The sequence below is a fragment of the Aeromonas sp. R7-1 genome (assembly GCF_040908115.1).
Taxonomy (GTDB): Bacteria; Pseudomonadota; Gammaproteobacteria; order Enterobacterales; family Aeromonadaceae; genus Aeromonas; species Aeromonas caviae.
The window spans coordinates 81,366-106,845 of sequence record NZ_JBFODD010000048.1 but is presented as its reverse complement, the minus strand read 5'-3'; the positions used below and the strand labels follow the sequence as shown (position 1 = coordinate 106,845).

Here is a 25,480-nt window from a genome sequence, read left to right as displayed (position 1 = left end):
TCCGTCGGTGTGTAGCGCAGCCAGGTAGCGCATCTGCATGGGGTGTAGAGGGTCGGAGGTTCGAATCCTCTCACACCGACCAAATTCCCCGAGAATAGCCCAGTCAAACGACTGGGCTATTTTTTTGCCTGCACGCCCGACGCTTGCCTCTTTTCCCTCTCGCCTCCCCCGTTCATCAGGTCGCCGCTTTTTATTGGCATGAATTTTATACAGAACCACTTGAAGCTTTCATAAAGTGCCGCTAGGATACGCAACTTTTCCGCCGGCCATAAAAACAGGGAGGTGGACACTAGGGTGATGGAATCACCGACCGGCTTGCAATCAATGAGGCAAGCATCCATGACCCAAGCTGTTGACTCCCAGCCCGTTCAGCCCCTGATCTCCCCCACGCCCTCCGAGCTCGATTCCGCAGAGCACGGGTTTGGCAGTTCAGTGCACCTCGATGTGATCGATCTCGCCGCCCCGGATGAAGATTACTGAGACGAGCCCGTGCCATAGTGCGGTTCAAGACGCCGGTTTTGCTGTCCGGCACCGCCCTTGACCCAGGCCAACAGACCGCCACCGCAAATAACGACAAAATGCTGGTTTTTCTTCAAAAATCAGTTTAATTGACCATCTGCTGCGTTCCAACCTCCCTCTCCTTCATGGACACGGCTTGATACAAACCTACGTTATTGCTCGTCATTTCCCTCTCTCCTGTTCGCCTTCGCCATTTTGACTCAATTTGACATTTTAGTTTTAAACGCCAGTTCACTACCCGGTTACTTCATAGCCCCCATGCAGGCTGGATTGAACGAAGGCATTTCATACAGCTGTTTTTGCAAAGCTTGGAGTAATGTCGGGATTTGTTTTTGCATTTGTAATTTTATTACGTAATTAATTACATTTTTAACCCATCCCCTCTACCGAAATCCTCCCCCCTGCCGCCCCGGCAACCCAAGAGCATAACCATCTGCAAAGAGCTTTTGCACTAATCACATAAATCCATTTAAAACAGCATCTTAACTATCATCAAAAAACACCTGTTTTAAAAATCAAGTTGACGAATCCGCCATTCTTTTGCACCTTATGAATCGTGTTACCCCGCTGTTACGGGGAGTTTGAAAGAAAGGGATATAGACGTTAGTCGTAGTTAATAAATTCAAAATGTAACTTTTGGAGGAGTACCCACTATGTCGGCACCGGCCCAGACCATCAGCAGCACCCGCCTGCGCATTCAAGGCGAGATGCTTCCCGATTACGCGCAGATCCTGACGCCGGATGCGGTGGCCCTGGTGTCCGAACTGGTGGAACGTTTCGCTCCCCAACGCAATGAGCTGCTGAAGCAGCGAGTCGCACGCCAGGCCCGTATCGATGGCGGCGAGTTGCCGGACTTCCTGCCAGAGACCGCCCACATTCGCGATGGTGACTGGACGGTGCGCGGCATTCCCGCCGATCTGCAGGACCGCCGTGTGGAGATCACCGGCCCGGTCGAGCGCAAAATGGTGATCAATGCCCTCAACGCCAACGTCAAGGTCTTCATGGCCGACTTCGAGGACTCCCTGGCCCCGGCCTGGAACAAGGTGATCGAGGGCCAGATCAACCTGCGCGATGCGGTCAACGGCACCATTGCCTACCAGAGCCCGGAGGGGAAGGCCTATACCCTGAATCCCAACCCGGCCGTGCTCATCTGCCGGGTGCGCGGTCTGCATCTGCCGGAGAAGCACGTCACCTTTGATGGTGCCCCCATTCCCGGCGGCCTGTTCGACTTCGCCCTCTATTTCCTGCACAACCACAAGGCGTTGCTGGCCAAGGGCTCCGGTCCCTACTTCTACGTACCCAAGCTGCAGAGCCATCTGGAAGGGCGCTGGTGGAGCGAGGTGTTCGCCTGGACCGAGGACAAATTCGGTCTGCCCCGCGGTACCATCAAGGCCACCGTACTCATCGAGACCCTGCCGGCGGTATTCGAGATGGACGAGCTGCTCTATCAGATGAAGGATCACATCGTTGCCCTCAACTGCGGTCGCTGGGACTACATCTTCAGCTATATCAAGACCTTGAAAAACCACCCGGATCGCGTCCTGCCGGATCGTCAGGTGGTGACCATGGACAAGCCGTTCCTCTCTGCCTACTCGCGACTCCTCATCAAGACCTGCCACAAGCGCGGCGCGCTGGCGATGGGGGGCATGGCTGCCTTTATTCCGGCCAAGGACGCGGCCGTCAACGAACAGGTGTTTGCCAAGGTGCACGCGGACAAGCAGCGCGAGGCCGACAACGGCCACGATGGCACCTGGGTCGCCCACCCCGGTCTGGCCGATACCGCCATGGCGGTGTTCAACGCCACCATTCCGGCGGGTGCCCAGAACCAGATCGGCGTGCTGCGCGAGCAGGATGCCCCCATCACGGCCGCCGACCTGCTGGCCCCCTGTGAGGGCGAGCGCACCGAGGCGGGCATGCGCACCAATATCCGCGTCGCCCTGCAATATCTGGAAGCCTGGATCAACGGCAACGGCTGCGTGCCCATCTACGGACTGATGGAAGATGCCGCCACCGCCGAGATCTCCCGCACCTCCATCTGGCAGTGGATCCGCCACGGCAAGACCCTCTCCAACGGTCAGGCGGTGACCAAGGCGCTGTTCCGCCAGATGCTGGCCGAGGAGCAGGAGGTGGTCAGAGGCGAAGTGGGCGAGGCCCGCTGGCAATCGGGCCGTTTCGCCGAGGCGAGCGCCCTGATGGACGAGATCACCTGCGCCGACACACTCATCGATTTTCTGACGCTGCCCGGCTACGAGCGGCTGTGAGACCCGGGCCGGTAACGGCCCCCATAACAAGTCAATGGAAACGTGAAATCAATGAAAGAGGGAACTGATATGGCACTGACCCGTGAGCAACAGATCCAGGCTATCGAGAAAGACTGGGCAGAAAACCCCCGCTGGAAAGGGATCAAGCGCGGCTACAGCGCCGAGGACGTGGTGAACCTGCGTGGCAGCCTGCAGCCGGCACACACTCTGGCCCAACGCGGCGCCGACAAACTGTGGGAGCTGATCCACGGCGGCGCCAAGAAAGGCTATGTAAACTGCCTCGGCGCCCTGACCGGCGGCCAGGCGGTGCAGCAGGCCAAGGCCGGCATCGAAGCCATCTATCTCTCCGGCTGGCAGGTGGCGGCGGACAACAACCTCTCCTCCACCATGTACCCGGATCAGTCCCTCTACCCGGCCAACTCGGTGCCGTCCGTGGTGGAGCGCATCAACAACTCCTTCGCCCGGGCCGACCAGATCCAGTGGGCCAACAAGGTTGGACCAGAGGACAAGGGCTTCATCGACTACTTCCTGCCCATCGTAGCGGATGCGGAGGCAGGTTTCGGCGGCGTGCTGAACGCCTTCGAGCTGATGAAGGGGATGATTGAAGCGGGCGCCGCCGGCGTGCACTTCGAAGATCAGCTCGCGTCCGTGAAAAAGTGCGGCCACATGGGCGGCAAGGTACTGGTCCCGACCCAGGAAGCGGTGCAAAAGCTCATCGCAGCCCGCCTCGCGGCAGATGTCTGCGGCACCACCACCCTGGTGATCGCCCGCACCGACGCCAACGCAGCGGATCTGCTGACCACGGATGCCGACCCCTACGATGCCGGCTTCCTGACCGGTGAGCGCACCAGTGAGGGCTTCTACAAGGTGCAGGCCGGCATCGAGCAGGCCATCTCCCGCGGCCTGGCCTACGCCCCTTACGCCGACATGGTGTGGTGCGAGACCGCCAAGCCCGATCTGGACGAGGCGCGCAAATTTGCCGAGGCCATCAAGGCCCAGTACCCGGACAAGATCCTGGCCTACAACTGTTCCCCGAGCTTCAACTGGAAGAAGAACCTGGACGATGCCACCATCGCCTGCTTCCAGCAGGAGCTCTCCGACATGGGCTACAAGTACCAGTTCATCACCCTGGCGGGTATCCACAACATGTGGTTCCACATGTACGAGCTGGCCTACCAGTACGCCCGTGGCGAGGGAATGAAGCACTATGTCGAGATGGTGCAGCAGCCGGAATTCGCCGCCGCCGAGCGGGGCTACACCTTCGTGGCACACCAGCAGGAAGTGGGTACCGGTTACTTCGACAAGGTGACCACCGTCATTCAGGGCGGCCAGTCGTCGGTGACCGCGCTGACCGGCTCGACCGAAGAGGATCAGTTCCACTGATAGCTGAGTAATGCTCGCAAACAAACCCCGGCCAAGTCCCGGGGTTTGTCGTTATGGGGCTTAGAACCTCTCCCAGTAGGCGTAATCGTTGAAGGCAGTTTGAACACGGACAGCGCGCAGAAACCGGAGCGTACTGTAGTACGTGAGGATTTCGAGCACTGCCCAGGTTCAAAATGGCGAATAAGATAGCCTAATGGGATAGGTTTTCAGAGCTCGAGGATCTCTTTGACGAAAGGGATGGTCAGCTTGCGCTTGGCACGGAAGGAGGCGTTGTCGAGACGATTGAGGGTGGCAAGCAGGGTGCGCATGTCGCGGGAGAGGCGATTGAGCAGGAAACGGCCCACGTCGATGGGCAGCTTGAAACCCCGCAGCTCGGCGCGCAGTTGCAGGGCGCTGAGTTTGCCCTCGTCGTCCAGCTCGTCGAGGTGGAAGCTCACTCCCCAGTCGAGACGGGACGCGAGATCCGGCAGTTGCAGCCCCAGCTTGCGTGGCGCGCTGCAGCCGGTAACGATGAGCGTCCCCTCCCCCTTCTCCTTCCAGCGATTGTAGAAGTCGAACAGCGCCCGCTCCCACAGGGCGTTGCCGGCGATCGCCTCCAGGCTGTCAAGACAGACCAGGGGCAGGCTCTCCAGGGCATCGAGCATGCTGGGGTCGAGCTGTTCGAATTGATCGAGGGAGAGATAGGCAGCCGCCGCGTCGCGGGCGTTGACCTCGGCACAGGTAGCATGGAGCAGATGGGAGCGGCCCGACCCCTTGGCTCCCCAGAAATAGAGGAAGGGCGAGCCCTGACCGATGGCCGCATTCTTGAGGGCGGTGATCAGATGGGCGTTGTTGCCGGGATAAAAACTGACGAAGGTTTCATCATCCGGTAGTTGTACGGCTAAAGACAGTTGGGCCGGTTGCTTCACTCGTTGGGCTTTGACTGTGATATTTGCGGGCAAGTGTATCACCAGCGGGGCAGATAGAGAACCGCCCGGACCATGCCGGGCGGTCAGGATCCTTCCCCGGGATCAGGGCTGCGACCATTGATAGCGCAGGCCGCTCTCGTTGTCTTCCACCTGATGCAGGCGACTCTCCAGTTGCAACCCCCTCACCAGCTCGGCCTTGTCCCCCTGCAGCGAGAGGTTGAAGGTCACCTTGTCCCCTTCCAGCTTGCCGATGGCCACCTTGGTGACACTGGCCATCCCCTGCAGCAGCTTCTGGATCTGGATCATGCCATCGATGTCGGACAGCCCCTCCACCACCAGGGTCTGGCTGGAGGCGACACCGGAGAGACGGGTACCGTACTGCTGCACCAGCCAACCGGCAAGGGCATCGGCAAAGCCCTTTGCCACCTCGGCCTGGGTACCTGAACCCGAGCCCTTGGTCAGCTCGGTCAGCTCTCCTGCCTGCGCCCCCGGCTTGGTCCCATAAAGACCCCAGTCGATGCTCCAGGCCTCCCCCTCCGGGCTCAGTTTGCCGAGCACCACCATTTCGGCGCCGTAACGCTGGCTCGCCTTGAGCACGGGATCGGCAAAGCGGCCCCAGACATCGGTGGCATTGACCGCCATGTTGTCATCCAAGTCCATCAGCGGGAGACTGACCGGCAGCCCCATGGCCTGGGTCTGAGCACGCAGCGCCTCGGACCAGCCATCGCCGGACTGATCCGGCAGAATGCGCCGCTCCCCTTCGTCGACCACCAGCCAGATGGCGACCTGCGGCCGCACCGGGCCCAGCAGGGCAAACTTGCTCTGGCCGACCAGGGCGTTCACCTTGGCCACATTGAAATCCGCCTTGAGAAACTTGACCGAGCCGATGTCCTGATAGCTGTATTGCTGCACGTAATCCGCCGGCGCCGCCAGGGCCTTCACCACATCCGGCTGGGTGAGGATATCGCGCTTGCCCGTCACCTTGACGAGCACATCCCCCAGCGCCTGGGACTGGGCGGCCGTCATGTCGCCACTGGTGGGAGCCTTGCCCTGATAGAGGTCGGTTACCTGGGCGGCCGACACCACGAGTGGCAGACAGCAGCAGAGGAGAGTCGCTAAGCGTTTCAGCATAAAGAAGATTCTCGAAATGGGGGATGGTGCTTATGGTAGCGGCAAGGCGCGCATGGCAGCAAGCAAAGGGGGGAGAAACAGCGGAGCCGGCAGGGTGCCGGCTCCGTTTGCGCGCCTTGGGCGCGGCGATGGGGTGATGCTTACTTGGTGCCGAAGATCTTGTCGCCAGCATCCCCCAGACCCGGGACGATATAGCCTTTCTCGTTCAACCCCTGGTCGATGGAGGCACAGAACAGCTCCACGTCCGGGTGAGCGGCTTCCAGGGCCTTGATGCCTTCCGGCGCGGCAACCAGCACCAGCACCTTGATGGACTGGCAACCTTTCTTCTTGAGCAGATCGATGGTGGCGATCATGGAGCCGCCGGTGGCCAGCATGGGGTCGATGACCAGGGCAAGACGCTCTTCGATGTTGCTGACGATCTTCTCGAAGTAGGGGACAGGCTGCAGGGTCTCTTCATCGCGATAGATACCGACCACGCTGACGCGGGCGCTCGGCATGTGCTCCAGCACGCCGTCCATCATGCCAAGACCGGCGCGCAGGATGGGCACGACGGTGACCTTCTTGCCCTTGATCTGGTCGACTTCCACAGGGCCGTTCCAGCCATCGATGGTCACTTTTTCGGTTTCGAAGTCAGAGGTCGCTTCGTAGGTCAACAAACTGCCCACTTCCTTGGCCAGTTCACGGAAACGCTTGGTGCTGATGTCGCCTTCGCGCATCAGGCCGATCTTGTGCTTGACCAGGGGGTGTTTGACTTCAACGACTTTCATTATTATCTCCTCTAACCGGCGCCAAAAAAATCGCGGAATCATACAACAAAAGCCACGGCTTGTAGAGCTTTTCGATTCAAAAACGCGCAAACGATTTTCTTTCTGGTTTTTCGTGCCCGCTGGTAGAATACGCCCCGAATTTTACCCTCCACTTCTTTATATGACGGGGAATACGCGTGACTGACAAAACCTCACTGAGCTACAAGGATGCTGGCGTAGATATCGATGCCGGCAATGCACTGGTTGAACGTATCAAGGGCGTGTCAAAACGCACTCGTCGTCCTGAAGTCCTTGGTGGTCTTGGCGGCTTTGGGGCCCTGTGTCAAATCCCTGCTGGCTACAAGGAACCGGTACTGGTCTCCGGTACCGACGGGGTGGGCACCAAGCTGCGTCTGGCCATCGACCTGAAGAAGCACGACACCGTGGGGATCGACTTGGTCGCCATGTGCGTCAATGACCTCATCGTGCAGGGCGCCGAGCCCCTCTTCTTCCTCGACTACTATGCCACCGGCAAACTGGACGTGGACACTGCCGCTGCCGTGGTCACCGGCATCGGCGCCGGCTGCGAACAGTCCGGCTGTGCCCTGGTTGGCGGTGAAACTGCCGAAATGCCTGGCATGTATGAAGGGGAAGATTACGACATCGCCGGTTTCTGCGTCGGCGTGGTGGAAAAGAGCGAGATCATCGACGGCAGCAAGGTTGGCGAAGGGGATGCCCTGATCGCCCTGGCCGCCAGCGGTCCCCACTCCAACGGCTTCTCCCTCATTCGCAAGATCCTGGAAGTCTCCAAGGCCGACGTGCAGCAGCCGCTGGGTGAGACCACCCTGGCCAACGCCCTGCTGGAGCCGACCCACATCTACGTGAAGCCCGTGCTCAAGCTCATCAAGGAGTGCGAGATCCACGCCCTGTCCCACATCACCGGCGGCGGCTTCTGGGAGAACATCCCGCGCGTGCTGCCCGCCAACACCCAGGCGGTGATCGACGAGCAGAGCTGGCAGTGGCCGGCGGTGTTCAGCTGGCTGCAACAGGCAGGCAACGTCACCCGCCACGAGATGTATCGCACTTTCAACTGCGGCGTCGGCATGATCATCGCCCTGCCGGCGGATCAGCTTGACAAGGCCCTGGCCCTGCTCAAGGCCGAAGGCGAGAACGCCTGGCACATCGGCCACATCGCCAAGGCGGCCGATGGTGAGGAGCAGGTCATCATTCAATGAATGATCGGATCAACGGCCAGATGACCTCCCCTATGAAACGCATCCTCGTCCTCATCTCAGGCAGCGGCAGCAACCTGCAGGCCATCCTCGACGGCTGTGCCGGCGGCAAGATTGCCGGTCAGGTGGTCGGCGTCATCAGCAATAAGGCTGATGCCTATGGCCTGGTGCGGGCCAGGGAAGCCGGGGTGGCAACCGCCATCCTGGCCCAGCAGCAGTTCGCCAGCCGGGAGGAGTATGATGTCGCCCTGCTGGCTCTGATGGCGGATTATCAGCCGGATCTGGTGGTGCTGGCCGGCTTTATGCGGATCCTGAGCGCCGACCTCGTGCGCCACTTCGCGGGGAGGATGATCAATATCCACCCCTCGTTGCTGCCGAAATACCAGGGTCTGCACACCCACCAGCGCGCCATCGAGGCCGGTGATGACGAGCACGGCGCCAGCGTCCACTTCGTCACCGAAGAGCTTGACGGCGGCCCGGTGATCCTCCAGGCACGGGTCCCCATCTTCGAAGGGGACAGTGCCGACGAGGTCGCCGCCCGGGTCCAGGTGCAGGAGCACAGCATCTACCCCCTGGTGGTGCAGTGGTTCTGTGAAGGGCGCTTGCAGATGCGAGAAGGGTCTGCCTTCCTCGATGGCAAGCAGCTTGGCCTGGCAGGCTATGCCAGCGAGTAACCGCTAGCAGCAGTAAGACACAACAAGGGAGGCTTAGGCCTCCCTTGTCATTTCCATCGACCAGCGCAATGGTTGTCATCACGTCCAATGACGCCGCTGCGCGGCTAATCGGCCCTACACCGGATTGTCGATATCGATAAAGGTCACCTCCAACCCGTGTACGGTGGCGAGCCACTCTCCCAGCGTCTTGACGCCGTAACGTTCGGTGGCGTGGTGGCCTGCGGCGTAGAAGTGCATGCCCATCTCGCGGGCGGTGTGGATGGTCTGCTCGGAGGCTTCGCCGGAGATGAAGGCATCGATGCCCTGCTCCGCCGCCTGGCTGATGTAGCTCTGACCACCGCCGGTGCACCAGGCCACGGAGCGGATGAGCTCGGGACCACTGTCACCACAATGAAGCGGCTCGCGACCGAGACGCTCGGCAATCAGCTTGGCAAAATCGCTGCCGCTCATGGGCTCCTCCAGCTTCCCCACCATGGCGACGCTCTTGCTGTTCCAGGGTTCGAGGCCGCGACGCACCTTGATGCCGAGCAGCCTGGCAAGCTGGGCGTTGTTCCCCACCTCGGGGTGCACGTCCAGCGGCAGGTGGTAGGCAAACAGGTTGATGTCGTGGGTCAAGAGGGTCTTGAGACGACGCTGCTTCATGCCGGTGATCTGGGCCGGCTCGCCGCTCCAGAAGTAGCCGTGATGGACCAGGATGGCGTCAGCATCGGCGGCCACGGCGGCATCGATGAGGGCCTGGCTGGCGGTGACGCCGGTCACCACCTTGCGAATGCGCTCGCGCCCCTCCACCTGCAGGCCGTTGGGGCAGTAATCCTTGATGGCATGGGGTTCGAGCAGGTGGTTGAGCAGGCTTTCCAGTTTACGATGAGAGATCATGGGGGTCTCCTAGCTGGGCTCCCCACGCACTGTGCGGGGAGCCGGATTCCGATCGTCAGGGCCCATGATAATCGAGCCGGACCGGCAAGGCCATGCGCCTGTCAGGCCTAGGCGGGCAGCTCGATGCCGGCGTCACGCATCTGGGCCAGCTTGTAGCGCAGGGTGCGCGGGCTGATGCCGAGCTTGTCGGCCACCGCTTTGCGACTGCCGTTGCACTCCTGCAGGGTGTCCAGAATGATCTGGTGCTCCTGCTGCTTGAGTTCGCCGCCAAGCCCCTCCCCTGACAGCCGCTCGAGCGGCCGCACCAGGGTCTCGTCCGTCTCCTCCAGGATCAGGTGCTCACAGTCGATGAGGCCGTCTGGACTGAGGATCAGGGCGCGCTGCACCACGTTGTCGAGCTCGCGCACGTTGCCGGGCCAGGGGTGAGCCATCAGACGCTCTCGGGCGTCCTCTGCGAGCTGCGGCGTCGACAGCCCCATCTGGCTGGCATGCAGCGCCAGCAGATGCTCCGCCAGGGGAAGGATGTCCCCCGGGCGCTCCCAGAGCGCCGTCCAGCGCAGGGGGAAGACGTTGAGGCGGTAGTAGAGATCCTCGCGGAACAACCCGTCCTGCACCGCTTTTTTCAGATCCCGGTTGCTGGTGGCAATGACCCGCACATCGAGGGGGATCATCTTGCGGCTGCCGAGCCGCTCCACCTCTTTCTCCTGCAAGACCCGCAGCAGCTTGGCCTGCAACCCCAGATCCATCTCGGTGATCTCGTCGAGCAGCAGGGTTCCTCCCTGAGCCTGCTCGAACTTGCCAGGGCACCCCTGCACCGCACCGGTGAAGGCGCCCTTCTCGTAGCCAAACAGGGTCGCCTCCAGCATGTTCTCCGGAATGGCGGCGCAGTTGATGGCGACGAAGGCCTGCTCTGCCCGGCTGGAGTGGTCGTGAATGTAGCGAGCCAACACCTCCTTGCCCGTCCCGCTCGGTCCGGTCACCATGACGGTAGCTTCGCTTCTCGCCACCCGGGTCGCCAGCTGGAACAGCTCCGCAGTCCTGGGGTCCCCGTACACCACGGCACGCTTCTCCACCTTCTGGGCCGGCACATAACGGCTGACCTGGTTGAGCAGCACCTCGGGGGAGAAGGGCTTGGCCAGATAGTCGATCGCCCCCTCGCGCATGGCGCGCACCGCCCCGTCGATGTTGGCGTAGGCCGTCATCAGGAGCACAGGCACCTGGGGATATTGCTGGCGGATGTTGGCGAGCAGGGTCAGACCATCCATGCCCCCCATCTGGATGTCGGAGATCACCATGTCAAAGCGCTGACGGGACAGGGCAAGCAGGGCCCGCTCGCCGCTGTCCACCTCGCGGCACTCATAGCCACCGAGCAGCAGGGTATCCACCAGCGCCTCGCGCAGGCCGTTGTCATCTTCCACCACCAGAATACGAGCCTGGGTCATGCCACACCTCCTACAACCAACATGGCCTTGTCGAGAATCATCTTCACCGGCGCTCCGGCTTTTGCGCGCATCATGCCACGCCCCCCAACTGAACCTGTTGCTGATGCAGGGGGAAGGACAGGGTAAAACAGGTGCCCTCGCCAGGGACCGAGGCCACGCTTACCTCCCCCTGATGGGCTCGTACCACCGACTGCACCACCGCAAGACCGAGGCCCGTGCCCTGGGAACGGGTGGTAAAGAAGGGTTCGAAGATCTGGTTGAGCAGGGAGGGGGCCATCCCCTTGCCGTTGTCGATGACCCGCATCTCCACCCGGTTGCCGCTGCGTGCAGCGCTCACCAGGAGCGAATCGGCACCGGCCTGCCGGGCGTTGGCGATGAGGTTGTTGATGGCCCCCGCCAGGGCACTGCTGTTGGCAAGCAGACAGAGATCGGGCTCAGGGGCCTCCAGATGCAAGGCGCAGCCCTGCTGCTGGCAGAAGGCTTCGGCCCCCGCCTGCACTTCCGCCAGCAAGCCCTGCACCGAGAGGGGCGCCACCACCTGGTTGTCGCCATTGCGGGCAAACAGCAGGATGTCGTTGATCTGTTTTTCCAGGTCTTGCAACCTGGCCATCAATTTTTGCTGGAACTGGCTGCGGGATTCAGGCTTGAGGGTGCGGTTGGCCAGGTTGGCCGCATAGAGCATGGCGGCGGAGAGCGGGGTGCGGATCTGGTGCGCCAGAGAAGCCGCCATGTTGCCAAGGGCGGAGAGGCGCTTCATGTGGTTGACCCTGTCCTGCAACTGGCGGGTCTCGGTCAAGTCGGTAATGAACACCAGTTGGCCGGGCTGATCCGGCAGCGGCTGGGTCGACAGCTGGACCCGACGGCCGTCTCGCAAGGAGATCTCGTGACCGTCATCCTCACGGGGTTCGAAGCAGCGGGCGATGATCTGGCGCCAGGAGAGGCCCTCCAGTGGCTCCCCCAGCAGCGCCAGGGCGGCAGGGTTTGCGCGGGTGATCAGCCCCTCGCCATCGAGCAGCAGCACGCCGGTCGGCAGCGCCGTGAAGATGGCGTAAAGCTGACTCACTTCATGTGACTGGAGGGGGGCATCCTGCTGCAAGATTGTCATAAAGCTGACCTCAAACTGGCGATTGAGTCAGCTTATTCAATTTCCATGCCAGCAAAATAGACGTTATTTATCAATGCATTGGGTCAATGCGTCAAAGCATTGACCTCAATTGTCCTTGCTCATGCCGTACTTCTTCATCTTCTCCACCAGGGTGGTACGGCGCATGCTGAGCAGGTCGGCGGCGCGGGCCACCACCCCGTCCTGGGACTCCAGGGCCTGGCGGATCAGCTCCACCTCGAGGTCGGCCAGCATCTCCTTGAGGTTGACTCCTTCCTGGGGCAACTGCATGGGCAGGGGCATGGCGATGCCGGGATCCAGCTCTGGTGGGGACTGGAACACGGCAGCCAAGGCGTCCCGCTCGTCCATCTCGGTGAGCCGTTCATCTCGTGGCTCGCAGGGCAGCAGGCGATAGCGGCCGGGCAGATCCGCCACATCGACGATCTGGTTCGGATAGAGGATGAGCAGGCGCTCGATGAGGTTGGACAGCTCGCGCACGTTGCCGGGCCAGGCGTACTGCATCAGGGACTCCATGGCGCGCTGGGTCAGACGGATGATCCCCTTGTGCTGTTCGGCATGGCGATTGAGCAGCTCCTGCAGCAGCAGCGGGATGTCGTCGGCCCGATCCCGCAGGGGGGGCGTCTCGATGGGGAACACGTTGAGGCGGTAGTAGAGATCTTCGCGAAATGCCTGGGTGCGGATCATGGCTTCCAGATCCCGGTGGGTCGCCGCGATCACCCTCACATCTGCCTGGACGGCCTTGCCGCCCCCGACCCGGTCGAACTGGCGCTCCTGCAGCACCCGCAGCAACTTGACCTGCATCGGCAGCGGCATGTCGCCGATTTCGTCGAGGAAGAGGGTGCCCCCCTGGGCCAGTTCGAAGCGGCCGCGCCGGGCGGCAATGGCACCGGTGAAGGCCCCCTTCTCGTGACCGAACAGCTCGCTCTCGAGCAGCTCCGCCGGAATGGCGCCGCAGTTGATGGGCACGAAGGGCCCCGCGCTTCGGGCGGACAGCTCGTGGATGGCGCGAGCCACCACCTCCTTGCCGGTCCCGGACTCACCGAGGATCAGTACGTTGGCGTCGGTCTCGGCCACCTGGCCGATGAGACGGCGCACCTCCTGGATGCCCCTCCCCTTGCCCACCAGCAGGCGCAGCAGGGTCTGACCCTTGTCGTGGGTCTGATGACGGGGATGCAGGGAGATGAAGGCCTGGCAGAAGTGCAGGTGACGGGTGAGGGACTCATAGGTAAAGGGGGCCTCGGCCACCCCGATGAAGTTGCTGCAGCCATGGCTCGCTGGCATCAGGGAGAGAAAGGGCAGACGAGGGTGGGCGGCAAGCAGCTCACTCAGGGCGCGCTCGCGCAGTTCCCCGGCCAGAATCCCCTGCAAGGGCCCGGCAGTCTCGATGGCCACATCGAGATCGCTCTCTACCACCTCCTGCCAGGGGATCCCCATGAAGGAGAGCACAGTCCCCAGTTGCTGGCGCCGCACATCATCGGCATCAACAAGCAGCACACCCATAGCCATCCTATCCATATTTTCACACCTGACGCCAAGTTATTGTTTTTTAAGTGCTTATTAAAACCAATTTCGCACTGTGTCATAAGGGGGACAAAGTGCCAAAATTCTGGCGGATTGTCAAAACTTGTCGCATCCTCCCGGACCCTGGCGGGACGGGGATCACGCTTCCAGCCAGATTAAGTATCGGATGAAAACCAGCGAAGGGGAAAGAATGACGCCGACAGGGCGCGGCGTCAGAGGAGGGATCAGTGCTTCACGCTCTCCTGGGGAGCGGCATAGCGGCACTCGGGAAACCGGCTGCAGGCGAGGAACAGGCGACCGGCGTGGGGACCCTTTCGTGCTTCCCGTGCCACCAGGGGCGCGGCACAGCGGGGGCAATGGGGGATCGTCTCCCGGGGCTCCTCCTCATCCGGATCGAGGAAGGGATTCTCCTCCATCAACACGGGCATTGCCTCTTCGGCCTGGGGGGGCGGCACCTGGGGCTCCCTGGCAACCCCCGGGTGTGACGTGCCCAGATCGACACCATCGAGCAGCAGCGGGCTGAAGGTCGGTTCGCGGCGCTCGCCGGGCAGCAGGTCATCCACCGGCGCCGTCGTTCTCGCCAGCAGGGGCAGCAGTTGCTCCCGCAACTCGTCGACCTGGTAGTGGCTGCTGGCCGGGATCTGCAACAGCGGCAGGCCGGCGCCATCGCAGGCCGCCTTCAGGAAGAGATCCCGCGCCTTGCGCTTCTGGTGGCGGTGCCCCTCGTCATCCAGCTCCACGGCACACAGGAAAGAGAGATCCGCCGGGTGGCAGAGCAGAAAATCGAAGTGCTTCTCCCCTATCTTGCCGAGCGCCTGCTGGCGCTTGCCCTTGCCAAGGTGCGCCTCGGGCGTCAGTACATAGGAGGCTCGTACCTTGGCAAAGACATGGGCCTTGTCCCCCACCGCCTGATCAAGCACCCCGAAGAAGGTGCGCTCCGCTGGGCTCATCAAGGTTTCCTGCAGATCATAGGGCTCGGCCTTGCCCCCTTTCTCCCTGCGCCAGACGATCACCAGCAGGAGCAACCCCAGCAACACGGCTCCCGATACGACAAGGCTATTCATACACGCACATCCCGTTTACAAGACAAATTCAGTTCACACCAGAGGAAGGGGCACACTCTACCACGGGGAAAGCGACTCAGGCAGCGCAGAAATCAAGCCCGTCCCGGCATTCGCGTTTTTTCACTGAATTTGCGCAAGGCGGGCTTCATATGACCTGTCACAGCAGGCACAATGCTAGAGCCCATGGACGTTCTGGCGCGCACCCCGTCGCCGCCAGGTGTCAACGGACCCCACGCAGCCCCATTCAAGGAGAGCAGGATGCAAAAGCAATTGGTCGTCACCGTGATCGGCGCAGACAAACCCGGGATCGTCGAGAGCCTGGCCGATACCATCACCCGGCAGCAGGGCAACTGGCTGGCCAGCTCCATGAGCGAGCTGGCGGGGCAATTTGCCGGCATTTTGCACGTCGCCGTGCCTGACGAGCATTACCGCAGCCTGTGCGAGGCCCTGGTGATGCTGCCTGGCCTCACCGTGAGCTTCGCCGAAGGGCAGCTCAGCCCGCAACCGGCCCATCAGGTGATGCTGAGCGTCACCGGCAACGACAGACCGGGCATCGTCCACGAAGTGGCCAGCATCCTGCGACAGCTCAACATCAACGTCGCCGACCTCACCACAGGTTGCGAACCTGCGCCCCACTCAGGCGCCCCCCTCTTCTATGCCCACGCCCTGGTGGCCCTGCCGCCGCAGCTCGAACTGGACGATCTCGTCACGGCCCTGGAGTCCCTCTCCGACGACCTCGTCGTCGACATCGATCAGGATCTGAGCGAATAGTGTCGCCTGTCATAAATTTGTCATGGTTTGACGCCATAACTTCCGCGCAGACGCAACCAGAGCAAAGAGGCACCAGATGAGCACCGACAAGCAGTATGAAGAGAAAGAGCTTAGCTGGCTCTCATTCAATGAACGGGTGTTGCAAGAGGCGATGGACAAGACGGTACCCCTCATCGAGCGGGTCCGCTTCCTCGGGATTTTCTCCTCCAATCAGGACGAGTTCTTCAAGGTACGGGTGTCGGACGTCAAGCGCCGCATCCTCATCAACGAAGTCCACGGCGGCGACGACGAGGCCAAGGTGCTGCTGCGCGCCATCCAGCAGAAGGTGATGGCGCTCGGCGAGGCGTTCGACAACACCTACAAGGAGCTGCTGATCGCGCTGGCTCGCCACAACATCTTCCTGGTGAACGAAAGCCAGCTCTCCGAGTCCATCCAGCAGTGGCTGCGGATCTTCTTCCGGGAAAAGGTGCTGCGCCACATCATTCCCATCCTCCTCAACAAGGAGGTCAACCCGGTCAAGTTCCTGAAAGACGAGCACACCTATCTCGCCATCGAGATGAAGAAGAACGGCCAGGTGATCCAGTACGCCCTGGTGGAAGTACCCACCGACGATCTGCCCCGCTTCTTCCAGCTACCGCCGGAGGGCACCCGTCGCAAGAAGCAGATCATCATCCTGGACAACGTTATCCGCTTCTGTCTGGACGAGATCTTCAAGGGCTTCTTCGACTACGACGAGATTGCCGCCTACGCGGTCAAGCTGACCCGGGATGCCGAATATGACCTCTCCGACCAGCTGGACTTGAGCCTGGTGGACAAGATGAGTGACGGCTTGAAACAGCGCCTCACCGCCATGCCGGTGCGCTTCGTCTACGAGCGGGAAATGCCGGCGGCCATGATAAGCTTCTTGAAGCTCAAGCTGCAGATCAGCTCCTACGACGCCATCATGCCCGGTGGGCGCTATCACAACTTCAAGGATTTCATCGGCTTCCCCAATGTGGGCCGGGATTATCTGGAAAACCCCAAGCTGCCGGCCCTGGACTGCCGCGACTTTGACGGCTTCGTCAACGCCTTCGACGCCATCGCCAAGCAGGACATCCTGCTCTACTACCCGTACCACAAGTTCCACCACTTCACCGAGCTGGTGCGCCAGGCGGCCTTCGACCCGGCGGTCAGCGCCATTCGCATCAACATCTACCGGGTGGCCAAGAAGTCGCGGATCATCCACTCCCTCATCGACGCCGCCAACAACGGCAAGAAAGTGACCGTGGTGGTGGAGCTGCGCGCCCGCTTCGACGAGGCGGCCAACATCGACTGGGCCAACATCCTGACCGACGCAGGCGTCAAGGTGGTGTTCGGGGTGCCCAGCCTCAAGATCCACTCCAAGCTCTGCCTCATCACCCGCCACGAGAACGGCGAGGCGGTGCGCTACGCCCATATCGGGACCGGCAACTTCAACGAGAAGACCGCCAAGATCTACACCGACTTCTCCCTGCTGACCCGCCATCCGGACATCACCGCCGAGGTGGAGAGCGTGTTCGAGTACATCGAGTACCCGTACCGGCGCTACAAGTTCAACCACCTGCTGGTCTCCCCCATCAACAGCCGCCGCCAGCTCTATCGCCTCATCGACAACGAGCTGACCAACGCCAAGGCGGGGCAACCCAGCGGTATCACCCTCAAGATCAACAACCTGGTGGACAGAGACCTCATCAACCGGCTCTATGCCGCCGGCCAGGCCGGGGTGCCCATCCAGATGATCATCCGGGGCATGTGCGCCCTGCGCCCGGGGGTGCCGGGTCTGAGCGACAACATCCGGGTCATCAGCATCATCGACCGTTTCCTCGAACATCCGCGGGTGATGGTGTTTCACAACAAGGGCAATCCCCAGCTCTATATCTCCAGTGCCGACTGGATGAGCCGCAACATCGACGGTCGCATCGAGGTGGGCACCCCCATCTATGACGAGCGGCTCAAGCAGCGCATCCTCGACATTCTCGAGCTACAACTGAGTGATACCTGCAAGGCGCGGGTGATCGATGCCGACCAGAGGAACGAGTACGTGAAGCGGGGCAACCGCCGCAAGGTCCGTTCCCAAGTGGCGATTTACGACTACCTCAAACGCATAGAGTCAAACCATGGACAATAGTCTGTACGCCGCTGTCGATCTGGGCTCGAACAGCTTCCACATGGTCATTGCCCGCCTCACCGAGGGGCGGATGCAGATCATCGATCGCATCAAGGAGCGAGTGCGCCTCGCCGAAGGGATGGATGAGCAGCGCCGCATGTCCCCGGAGGCCATGGCCCGCGGGCTGGACTGCCTCGCCCTGTTCGCCGAGCGGCTCACCAACATCAAGCCGGATCAGATCCGCATCGCCGGCACCTACACATTGCGCCGCGCCAGCAACGCCCGCGACTTCGTGCGCGAGGCGGCCAAGGTGCTCAACCACCCCATCGAGATCATAAGCGGCCAGGAAGAGGCCCGCCTCATCTATCAGGGAGTGGCCCACACCCAGCACATCGAAGGTCAGGTGCTGGTGGTGGACATCGGCGGCGGCAGCACCGAGCTCATCATCGGCGAAGGGTTTGAGCACAAGGCGCTCACCAGCCGCAAGATGGGCTGCGTGAGCTTCACCCAGAGCTTCTTTGGCAACGGCAAGCTCGGCGAGAAGGCCTTCAACGCCGCCGTGCTGGAAGCCCAGCACCAGCTCGCCCCCATCATCAACCAGTACCGCAAGCTGGGCTGGCAGAGCTGCCTCGGCAGCTCGGGCTCCATCCGCACCGTGCGCGACGTGTTGCAGGGAGAAGAGTGGACCGATGGTGCCATCACCCTGGCGGGACTGGAGCGGCTGAAGGAAGAGATGCTCAAGCACAAGCGGGTCGATCAGCTCAAGCTGGCGGGCCTCACCGAGGAGCGTCAGGGGGTGTTCGCCGCCGCGGTGGCCATCCTGCTCGGGCTCTTCACTTCCCTGCCCATCGAGCGGATGGAGTACTCCGACGGCGCCCTGCGCGAAGGGTTGCTCTACGAGTTCGAGGAGCGCCTGCAGCATCACGACATTCGCGAACGTACCGCGCTCGCCCTCAGCACCCACTATCGCATCGACAAGCGCCAGGCCACCCGGGTAGAACGCAGCGTCCTCTCCCTGTTCGACGCCCTGAGCGGCCCCTGGGAGATGCCGGAAGAGCCCTATCGCGCCATCCTCGGCTGGGCGGCGCGGCTGCACGAAATCGGCCTTGCCATCAACTACAGCGGCATCCACAAACACTCCGCCTACATCTTGCAAAACACCGACCTGCCCGGCTTCAACCAGGACGATCAGGCCCTGCTGGCGGCCCTGGTGCGCTTTCATCGCAAGGGGCTCAAGCTCTCCGAGCTGCCGGCCCTGCCCAACCACGACGAGCAGACGGTGCTGCGCTGCATCCGCATCCTGCGCCTCGCGGTGGCGGCCCACCACAGGCGTCAGGACAACCTGCTGCCCGAGTGGAACGTGCAGGCCGCCGGGGATCAGCTGGTGGTCACCCTGCCGCTCGACTGGTGCGACGAGAACAAGTTGCTGATGCAGAATCTGGAAAAGGAGCACCGCTACTGCCACGAGCAGGGTTGGCCCCTGCTGTTCCAGCTCGGGTGATCCGCTCCTCTACGAAAAAAAAAGGCAGCCGATGGCTGCCTTTTTGTCTCTTGTCCTTTCCTACTGCAGATCCGGCAGGATCAGCTTGGCTATCTCGAAGTAGATGATGAGGCCGGTACCGTCCACCAGGGTGGCGATGAAGGGGGCGGAGACCACCGCCGGGTCGATGCGAAAGCGACGCAGCACCATGGGGATCACCGAGGCGACAGTGGCGCTCCAGAGCACGATGGCGACGATGGTCAGGGTCACCACCATGCCGATCTCGGGCCCCACCCCCAGGCTCCAGGCCCGCACCCAGGCCGCCAGTGCGATGGCGGCCGAGATGAGCAGACCGGTGGAGATCTCCTTTTTCAGCACGGTGCCGAGGTTTTTCAGGCTCACCTCCCCCACCGCCATGGCACGCACTATGGTGGTGGTGATCTGGGTACCGCTGTTGCCACCGGTACCGATGAGGAGCGGGATGAAGAAGGCCAGGGCGATGGCTGCCTCCAGCTGCTCTTCAAAGGCTCGCAGCACGGTGCCTGTGTAGGCTTCCGCCACGAACAGGATCAGCAACCAGCCCACCCGCTTGCGCCACAACTGCCAGGGGGTGGCCTGCAGATAGGGGGTATCCAGCGGCGAGGAGCCCCCTTGCAGCTCCGCATCCTCGGTGGACTCCAGCTCCAGGATGTCGGCGGCATCGTCCACGTGGAAGACCCCCACCAGACGACCCTGATCTTCCACCGGCAGGAGCGAGAGGTCGCGATCAATGAGCAGGCGGGCCGCCAGCTCCTGATCCGCCCGGGCGTTGATGCGCACCGCCTCCCCCTCCATCAGGTCCCCTACCGGCAGCAGCGGATCGGCGATCAGCAGCGACTTGAGGGAGACGCTGCCAAGCAGGCGCTGCTCGCCGTCAACCACATAGAGATGACCGAACAGCCTGGCCTGATCCCAGGCCCCGTGGATCAGCTGCTTGGCGCTTTCCACCGTCGCATCGGCCTCCACTGCCAGGTATTCGTGGCGCATGTTGGCCCCCACCGACTCGTTCGGCCAGGCCAGCAGGGACTGGAAGGCTTTGCGGGCGGGCTCCGGCAGCCGGGCGAGCAGAGTCTTGCGATCGTGCTCGTCGAGCCTGCGCAGGATGGCCAGCAGGTCCCGACGGGCCAGGGTGCCCTGCAGTATTCCCACGATGCTGCCATACAGCCTGAGCAGCAGATGGCCGGCACACTCCGCCGGGAGGGAGGCGAGCAAGGACGCCCCTTCCGGCATGGAGAGAGTATCGAAGATGCAGTTGAGCTCTTCCGGGCGCAGGGTCAGAAGCTGATCGGCACGGGCCACCGGATCCAGGTTGTGCGCCAACCAGTTGCGCAGGGCAACCGGGTCGAGCAGTTGATGACGATTGAGCAGGGTGTGTGTTTTCTTCATCACAGATGTCCTCATGTGATTTCAGGCGAACCTGAACGCCTCCGGCACCTGGCCGGATGCAACGGCAAGAAAACAGCAATTTGATTGACGAGTAACAGGCAGGAAATGACGCCGTCCGGCGTGTTTTCATCCCCACGTACCAGCTTTAGCACTGCATAACGTATCCGGCATGCCGGAAGCCACTTGGGTTGACACCTTAATCCGATGAAAACTGTCCTGATCTTGGGCGTCTCTGGACGTCGTGAGATCAGTGGCCTGTGTTTATGCAGGAGCCTCGCCTAACGAGATGCTGCGAACATTGATTGCACGGCGCTACCGTGCGGGCGGCATCATCTGCCCAGGCGCAGGTCGAGTCAAGGCAAACGGGCCCCTGGCAACGGGTTGTTACAAATTGGCCGGACGGCGGGCCTTTCATGAAACGAGGCTCCCCCGTGCGTGGCACGGGGGAGCCTGCGGTCAACGGACAAGCGTCAGCGGATATAGTCGAAGAGGGTCAGCTTGCTTATCTTGCTGAAGGCGAGCTGGGAGGCGCTCATGGCTGCATCCTCCTTGGAGAGGGCCGCGATCACCTCGTACATGTCCGCCTCGGACACCTTGGCCCGCGCCTGCTGGTTCAGGGTGCTGAGTCCGTCGTTGGAGCTCATCACCTGCTCCAGGCTGTTCATCCTTCCCCCCAGCTCCCCCAGTCCCCGGTCTATCTTGGTTCTGGCGTTGCTCATGTGGGTGGTGGCATCGGAGACCGCCAGCTGGAAATCGCTCTCCGACAGGGTCGGATCGCGCATGGCGGAGATGAAATCGGACATGCCATTGAGGATGTTGTCGTTTTTCGGGGTATCCAGCACGAAGTTCTGGGTCGCCGACCCCGCAGGGAGGTCGAGGGTGAGCGCCAGGCCGTTGAAGGGGATCTTGTTGCCCGCCACATAGTCGCCGCTTTGCAGCAGGGTGCCACCGCTGTCACGGATCTCGTAGGTGTCCGGCGGCCCGGCCAGGGTGCTGACCGCATACTGGTTGCTCGGCAGGGAAGCATCATAGTTGTTGCGATAGAAGCTCTCGAAGTTCCCCTGATCCGCCACCGACACCTGGATGTTGCCACTGGCGGCGCTGGCGGTGCGCCGGGTCGCCACCATCTCGAACAGATCGAAACCGGAGTCGTTGGCCGGGATCTGCACCGTGGGAGAGACCTGGATGTTGCGCTGCCCCGTGTCCCCCTGGAACACATAGTTGCCGCTGGCATCCTTGACGAAGGGCTGGGTCTTGCTCTGATTGCCGCCGAAGATGTACTCCCCCTGGGAGTTCTTGCTGTTCATCAGGTCGAACATCTGCTTTTGCAGCCCCTCCAGTTCGCTCGCGATGGCGTTGCGCTCCTCGGAGCCCATGGCGGAGTTGTTCGCCTTCTGGATCAGGGTCTGGGCACTCAGCATGGCGTTGTTGAGGGAGGTGAGCACCGTCTCCTCGTGGCCAAGGCTGTTCTCCAGCAGGCTGCCGTTGACGCCGTACTGCTTGAAGAGATCGATCTCCTTGGTCAGCGCCATCTTCTGGCTCATACCGGCCGGGTCCTCCCCGGAACGGGAGAATTTATCCCCCGTCATCAACTGGTTGTAGGCGGTGTTCTGGCGCTCGCTCACCTTGCTCATGGAGGCAAGATTGCGGTCATAGATCATGTTGGTGGTGATGCGCATGACTTACCTCACGGAGGAGAGCAGGGTGTCGAAGATGGTCTTGGCGGTGTTCACTATCTGGGCCGAGGCCGCATAGGACTGCTGGAAGCGGATGAGGTTGGCCGCCTCCTCCTCCAGATTGACGCCGGAGACACTCTCGAAGATGGCGGTACTCTGGGTCAGCTTCGCCTCGTTGGCCTGCAACAGGGTCTTGGCCTGGCTGGTCTTGTTGCCAATGCCGCTCACCAGACCCGAGTAGGCATCGTTGAAGGTCATCTTGTCGTTGCTGGTGGCGGCGTTGTTGTTCTTGCGCACCAGCTCCTTGTTCTGCAGCTCCGCCAGCGCCAGGCCGTTGGCGTTGTCCGCAAAGCCATCCTTGTTGTAGCTGAGCGTGAAGCTGTCGTTGGCCTCCACCTTGCCGGTGATGCTGAACTCATAGCCCGGGCTCTGGGTCGGATCGGCGTAGACCTTGGGCCCCCCCAGGGGGCTCTCGAGGGCGGCCATCAGGTTCTTTCCCTTGCTGGAGGCGGGGGCCACACCGAGCAGGTTGTTGTTCTTGTCATAGACCTCGTAGTTGCCGCTGCCGTCGATCTTGATGACCTGGGGTGCACTCGGGTCCAGAGTGTTGGTGCCAAAACCCGAGCCCGTGCCGGTGTTGTAGACACCGCCCAGCGTTATCTCGCCCGAGCCCAGGTTCTGGGATCCCTTGTCCGCCTTCAGGGGGGATGCCAGCGCGATATCCTCGGGACGGGTGATCGCCTGCTCCAGGTTGGCAGCCGCATTCCGGGTGGGTTGCAACAAGATCTTGTCACCCGCGACCGGAGTGCCGGAGAGATCGATTTCGATGCCGTGCCCCGCCACCTCGAAGGTGGCTGGCGGCGTGGTCCCCGTGGCAAGCGAGGTACGCTGCCCGCTACCGTCGATGGCGAATACCTCGTAACCGGTGGCGCTGTTGAACCGCACCTCGTAGTCGAAGGTGGTGACCTCGCTCCCCTTGCCGGGGACGAAGTTGACGCTGGCCGCCCCGTTACCCTGGTTGCTGGCGTAGGGCAGCCCCTGGCTTCCCTTGAGGGTGAAGAGATCCCCCCCAAGCTCGTTGTCGAGATCCATCCCCAGCCGGTTCTGCTGGTTCATGGCATCCCCCAGGGCGACGGCCAGCTGCCCCAGCTCCCGCTTGGCGGGCTCCAGATCCCGGCGCGCGGTGAAGAGGCCACCGATGGCACCGCCAATATCCTGGTCGTTGATGCTGGCCTGGTTCTTGCCCAGGGTCAGCTGCAGGGAAGGCTCACGGGAATCCGGGTCCCCCGGCACCACCTTGAACTGGGCCACGCCGCCATCGAGCACCAGGGAGTGCCCTGTGCTCATGTTGACCAGCATGCTGCCATTGGGCTGGGTCACGGTGCGGATCTCCATCTTCTCGGAGAGCTGGCGAATGGCCTCATCCCGCTGATCGAACAGCATCAGGTTCTCTTCAGGGGAGCCTTGGGTGCGGACGATGGCCTGGTTCAGATCGTTGATGCTGTTCAGCAGGCTGTTCACCCTGTCCGTCTCGTCCCCTATGGTGGCGTTGATGGTATCGGACTGCTTGTCGAGCTGGGCGGAGAGGGTATGGAATCTGTCCACCATGCCGCTCAGTTCACTCAGGGTCGTCTTGCGCCCCCCGATCTCGGACGGTGACTCGTTGGCGGTGTGGAAAGCCTTGAAATAGGAGGTGATGGTGGTCCCCACGCTGTTGCTGGCATCACCGAGCAGGCTGTCGAGCCGGAACAGTTGATCGTAGCGGGTGTTGGCCGCCTGATAGGCGGACGTATCCCGGCGCACCTCGGCCTGGGCATAGGCGTTGATGATCCGCTCGCTCACCATGTCGCCCGTCCCCAATCCGACGGAATTGGTGTAGATCAGGGTGCGTTCACGTACATAGCCCTGGCTATTGACGTTCACTATGTTGTTGCTGGTGGTCTGCAGCAGTCGCTGCTGGGCCAACACACCCGAGGTCCCAATTCCAAGCAGATCGCTTGCCATAGCTTACAGCTCCATCTCTGTGTTCCTGTCTGCAATGTTGCCGGGCGTCGAGTAACCGGCGATGGCATCACTGCGCAACACTTGTTTAAGTTTCCTGGCGTACTGGGGATCGGTGGCATAACCGGCCTGCTGCAACGCCTCGAAGTAACGTTCCGGGCTGTCCACCTTGGCCAGCGCCCCCTTGTAGCGACTCCCAGAGGTCAGGAAATCCACGTAGTCGTTGAAGCTCTCTTCGAACGACTCGTAGGAGCGAAACGCCGCCTTCTGGCGCGAGGCCACCCCTTGCTCGTATTCCAGGGTGCTCACCACCGCCTTGGGGCCTTCCCAACGCGGATCGGCCTTGATGCCGAACAGGTTGTGCGTCACGTTTCCGTCTGCATCCTTGATCACCCGCTTGCCCCAGCCACTCTCAAGGGCGGCCTGGGCCACCAGCACCGCCGGGCTCAACCCCAGCTTGTCCGCCGCCTTCTTGGCCAGCGGCATCAGCCTGTCGACGAACTCTTCCGGGCTGTCAAACACCTTGGCGCTGCCATCCAGGGCCGAAGGCCTCTGGCTGCTGCCCATGGGCGGCACGGTGCGGTGGGGGCGTCTTGGCAGGGCCAGCGTACGCTCGGCCCCATTCAGCTCACCCTTCATTTCGTTATCAGCAAAATCTTTGCCAACTTTGGCGGCAGCAATCAGATCGTTGGAGGCACTGGGGGGTTGATAGGGCTTGTAGACCCGCTCGGTACGCTGGGGCAGCTTGAGTACCCGGCCATCCTGATGGGTGAAGGTCTGCTCGGGTGAGAGCTGCCTGGCCACCATCTCTGCAATGCCCAGCCCCCCCTTGCTCGACATGTCGGCAACCCGCTGCTCGTCCAGCATCCCTTCATAGAACTGGGTGTAGCTGCTGTTCATCGGGTTGCCCTCGGTGAGCACCGAGTTGGCCTGGCGCATCCCCTTGAACAGGGTCTGGGTGAAGATGGATTCGAACTGGCGGGCGGCCGCCATCAGGGCCCCTTGCTTCCCCTCCTTGCTCAGGCTCATCTGGCGCAGTTTGTCCAGGTTCTGGACATCCTGCACCATGCCAATATTGATACCGCTCTGGGTGTCGAACTCTGCCATAACCTACCTCTTTGC

General features: G+C 61.9%; 20 protein-coding genes, 1 tRNA gene and 1 riboswitch. Of the genes, 9 read left to right on the top strand and 12 right to left on the bottom strand.

Going from position 1 to position 25,480, the window contains the following annotated elements; all coding sequences use genetic code 11:
* Nucleotides 1-5: 5 nt before the first annotated feature.
* From AB5Y51_RS12955 to aceA, 4 genes are all read left to right on the top strand, one after another.
* Nucleotides 6-82, top strand: a tRNA-Pro gene (locus AB5Y51_RS12955).
* A 257-nt stretch (nt 83-339) separates the two neighbouring features.
* Nucleotides 340-480 carry a hypothetical protein gene (locus tag AB5Y51_RS12950; protein WP_010675269.1) on the top strand — a complete coding sequence of 47 codons (141 nt, stop codon included), beginning with the start codon at nt 340-342 and terminating at the stop codon, nt 478-480.
* A 692-nt stretch (nt 481-1,172) separates the two neighbouring features.
* Entirely contained in the window at nt 1,173-2,780 is a 1,608-nt protein-coding gene (gene aceB, locus AB5Y51_RS12945) for a malate synthase A (protein ID WP_042864112.1), read from the top strand.
* A 69-nt stretch (nt 2,781-2,849) separates the two neighbouring features.
* On the top strand, nt 2,850-4,163 hold the full coding sequence (gene aceA, locus AB5Y51_RS12940) for an isocitrate lyase (protein ID WP_042864113.1): 1,314 nt from the start codon (nt 2,850-2,852) through the stop codon (nt 4,161-4,163).
* A 206-nt stretch (nt 4,164-4,369) separates the two neighbouring features.
* Here the strand turns inward: aceA and hda are convergent, their stop codons facing one another.
* The 3 genes from hda to upp all read right to left on the bottom strand — a co-directional run bounded on the left by hda (nt 4,370) and on the right by upp (nt 6,969).
* The gene (gene hda / locus AB5Y51_RS12935; RefSeq protein WP_010675272.1) at nt 4,370-5,071 is read right to left on the bottom strand and encodes a DnaA inactivator Hda; all 702 of its coding nucleotides are present in this window, start codon (nt 5,069-5,071) and stop codon (nt 4,370-4,372) included.
* Nucleotides 5,072-5,173: 102 nt separating this feature from the next.
* Nucleotides 5,174-6,202, bottom strand: coding sequence for a DUF2066 domain-containing protein (locus AB5Y51_RS12930; RefSeq protein ID WP_042864114.1), 1,029 nt, complete (start codon nt 6,200-6,202; stop codon nt 5,174-5,176).
* A gap of 140 nt (nt 6,203-6,342) precedes the next feature.
* Nucleotides 6,343-6,969 (bottom strand): uracil phosphoribosyltransferase, encoded by a 627-nt coding sequence (gene upp / locus AB5Y51_RS12925; protein ID WP_005302745.1) that lies wholly within the window; start codon nt 6,967-6,969, stop codon nt 6,343-6,345.
* Between the two features lie 176 nt (nt 6,970-7,145).
* On the opposite strand from upp, the gene purM reads away from it, so the two are divergent.
* Complete coding sequence (gene purM, locus AB5Y51_RS12920) at nt 7,146-8,183, top strand: phosphoribosylformylglycinamidine cyclo-ligase (protein ID WP_368178555.1); 1,038 nt, start codon at nt 7,146-7,148, stop codon at nt 8,181-8,183.
* A gap of 32 nt (nt 8,184-8,215) precedes the next feature.
* Nucleotides 8,216-8,854 carry a phosphoribosylglycinamide formyltransferase gene (gene purN, locus AB5Y51_RS12915; RefSeq protein ID WP_048208753.1) on the top strand — a complete coding sequence of 213 codons (639 nt, stop codon included), beginning with the start codon at nt 8,216-8,218 and terminating at the stop codon, nt 8,852-8,854.
* A gap of 114 nt (nt 8,855-8,968) precedes the next feature.
* On the opposite strand, the gene AB5Y51_RS12910 is transcribed toward purN, so the two are convergent.
* From AB5Y51_RS12910 to AB5Y51_RS12890, 5 genes are all read right to left on the bottom strand, one after another.
* Nucleotides 8,969-9,730 (bottom strand): Nif3-like dinuclear metal center hexameric protein, encoded by a 762-nt coding sequence (locus AB5Y51_RS12910; protein ID WP_368178554.1) that lies wholly within the window; start codon nt 9,728-9,730, stop codon nt 8,969-8,971.
* A 107-nt stretch (nt 9,731-9,837) separates the two neighbouring features.
* Nucleotides 9,838-11,172 (bottom strand): sigma-54 dependent transcriptional regulator, encoded by a 1,335-nt coding sequence (locus AB5Y51_RS12905; protein ID WP_182936089.1) that lies wholly within the window; start codon nt 11,170-11,172, stop codon nt 9,838-9,840.
* Nucleotides 11,173-11,242: 70 nt separating this feature from the next.
* Nucleotides 11,243-12,277: a PAS domain-containing sensor histidine kinase gene (locus AB5Y51_RS12900; RefSeq protein WP_368178553.1), complete on the bottom strand. Its 1,035-nt coding sequence runs from the start codon at nt 12,275-12,277 to the stop codon at nt 11,243-11,245.
* Nucleotides 12,278-12,382: 105 nt separating this feature from the next.
* Nucleotides 12,383-13,801 carry a sigma-54 dependent transcriptional regulator gene (locus AB5Y51_RS12895; protein WP_041213159.1) on the bottom strand — a complete coding sequence of 473 codons (1,419 nt, stop codon included), beginning with the start codon at nt 13,799-13,801 and terminating at the stop codon, nt 12,383-12,385.
* Between the two features lie 239 nt (nt 13,802-14,040).
* On the bottom strand, nt 14,041-14,880 hold the full coding sequence (locus AB5Y51_RS12890) for a DUF2726 domain-containing protein (protein ID WP_368178552.1): 840 nt from the start codon (nt 14,878-14,880) through the stop codon (nt 14,041-14,043).
* Nucleotides 14,881-15,138: 258 nt separating this feature from the next.
* Between AB5Y51_RS12890 and AB5Y51_RS12885 the strand changes: the two genes are divergently transcribed.
* The 3 genes from AB5Y51_RS12885 (at nt 15,139) to ppx (ending at nt 19,277) form a co-directional block, all read left to right on the top strand.
* Nucleotides 15,139-15,651, top strand: a complete 513-nt coding sequence (locus AB5Y51_RS12885) for a glycine cleavage system protein R (RefSeq protein WP_010675281.1) — start codon at nt 15,139-15,141, stop codon at nt 15,649-15,651.
* Between the two features lie 76 nt (nt 15,652-15,727).
* Entirely contained in the window at nt 15,728-17,797 is a 2,070-nt protein-coding gene (gene ppk1, locus AB5Y51_RS12880; RefSeq protein ID WP_368178551.1) for a polyphosphate kinase 1, read from the top strand.
* Nucleotides 17,787-19,277 (top strand): exopolyphosphatase, encoded by a 1,491-nt coding sequence (gene ppx, locus AB5Y51_RS12875; protein ID WP_010675283.1) that lies wholly within the window; start codon nt 17,787-17,789, stop codon nt 19,275-19,277. Before ppk1 ends, ppx begins: the two co-directional genes overlap by 11 nt.
* A gap of 60 nt (nt 19,278-19,337) precedes the next feature.
* Here ppx and mgtE read toward each other — a convergent pair whose 3' ends face one another.
* From mgtE to flgJ, 4 genes are all read right to left on the bottom strand, one after another.
* Nucleotides 19,338-20,681 (bottom strand): magnesium transporter, encoded by a 1,344-nt coding sequence (gene mgtE / locus AB5Y51_RS12870; RefSeq protein ID WP_368178550.1) that lies wholly within the window; start codon nt 20,679-20,681, stop codon nt 19,338-19,340.
* A 123-nt stretch (nt 20,682-20,804) separates the two neighbouring features.
* A riboswitch (M-box (ykoK) riboswitch) is annotated at nt 20,805-20,974 on the bottom strand.
* 177 nt (nt 20,975-21,151) lie between these two features.
* The gene (gene flgL, locus AB5Y51_RS12865; RefSeq protein WP_010675285.1) at nt 21,152-22,360 is read right to left on the bottom strand and encodes a flagellar hook-associated protein FlgL; all 1,209 of its coding nucleotides are present in this window, start codon (nt 22,358-22,360) and stop codon (nt 21,152-21,154) included.
* A gap of 3 nt (nt 22,361-22,363) precedes the next feature.
* Nucleotides 22,364-24,361: a flagellar hook-associated protein FlgK gene (gene flgK / locus AB5Y51_RS12860; RefSeq protein ID WP_042017550.1), complete on the bottom strand. Its 1,998-nt coding sequence runs from the start codon at nt 24,359-24,361 to the stop codon at nt 22,364-22,366.
* A gap of 3 nt (nt 24,362-24,364) precedes the next feature.
* Nucleotides 24,365-25,465 carry a flagellar assembly peptidoglycan hydrolase FlgJ gene (gene flgJ / locus AB5Y51_RS12855; RefSeq protein ID WP_042879594.1) on the bottom strand — a complete coding sequence of 367 codons (1,101 nt, stop codon included), beginning with the start codon at nt 25,463-25,465 and terminating at the stop codon, nt 24,365-24,367.
* Nucleotides 25,466-25,480 lie beyond the last annotated feature (15 nt).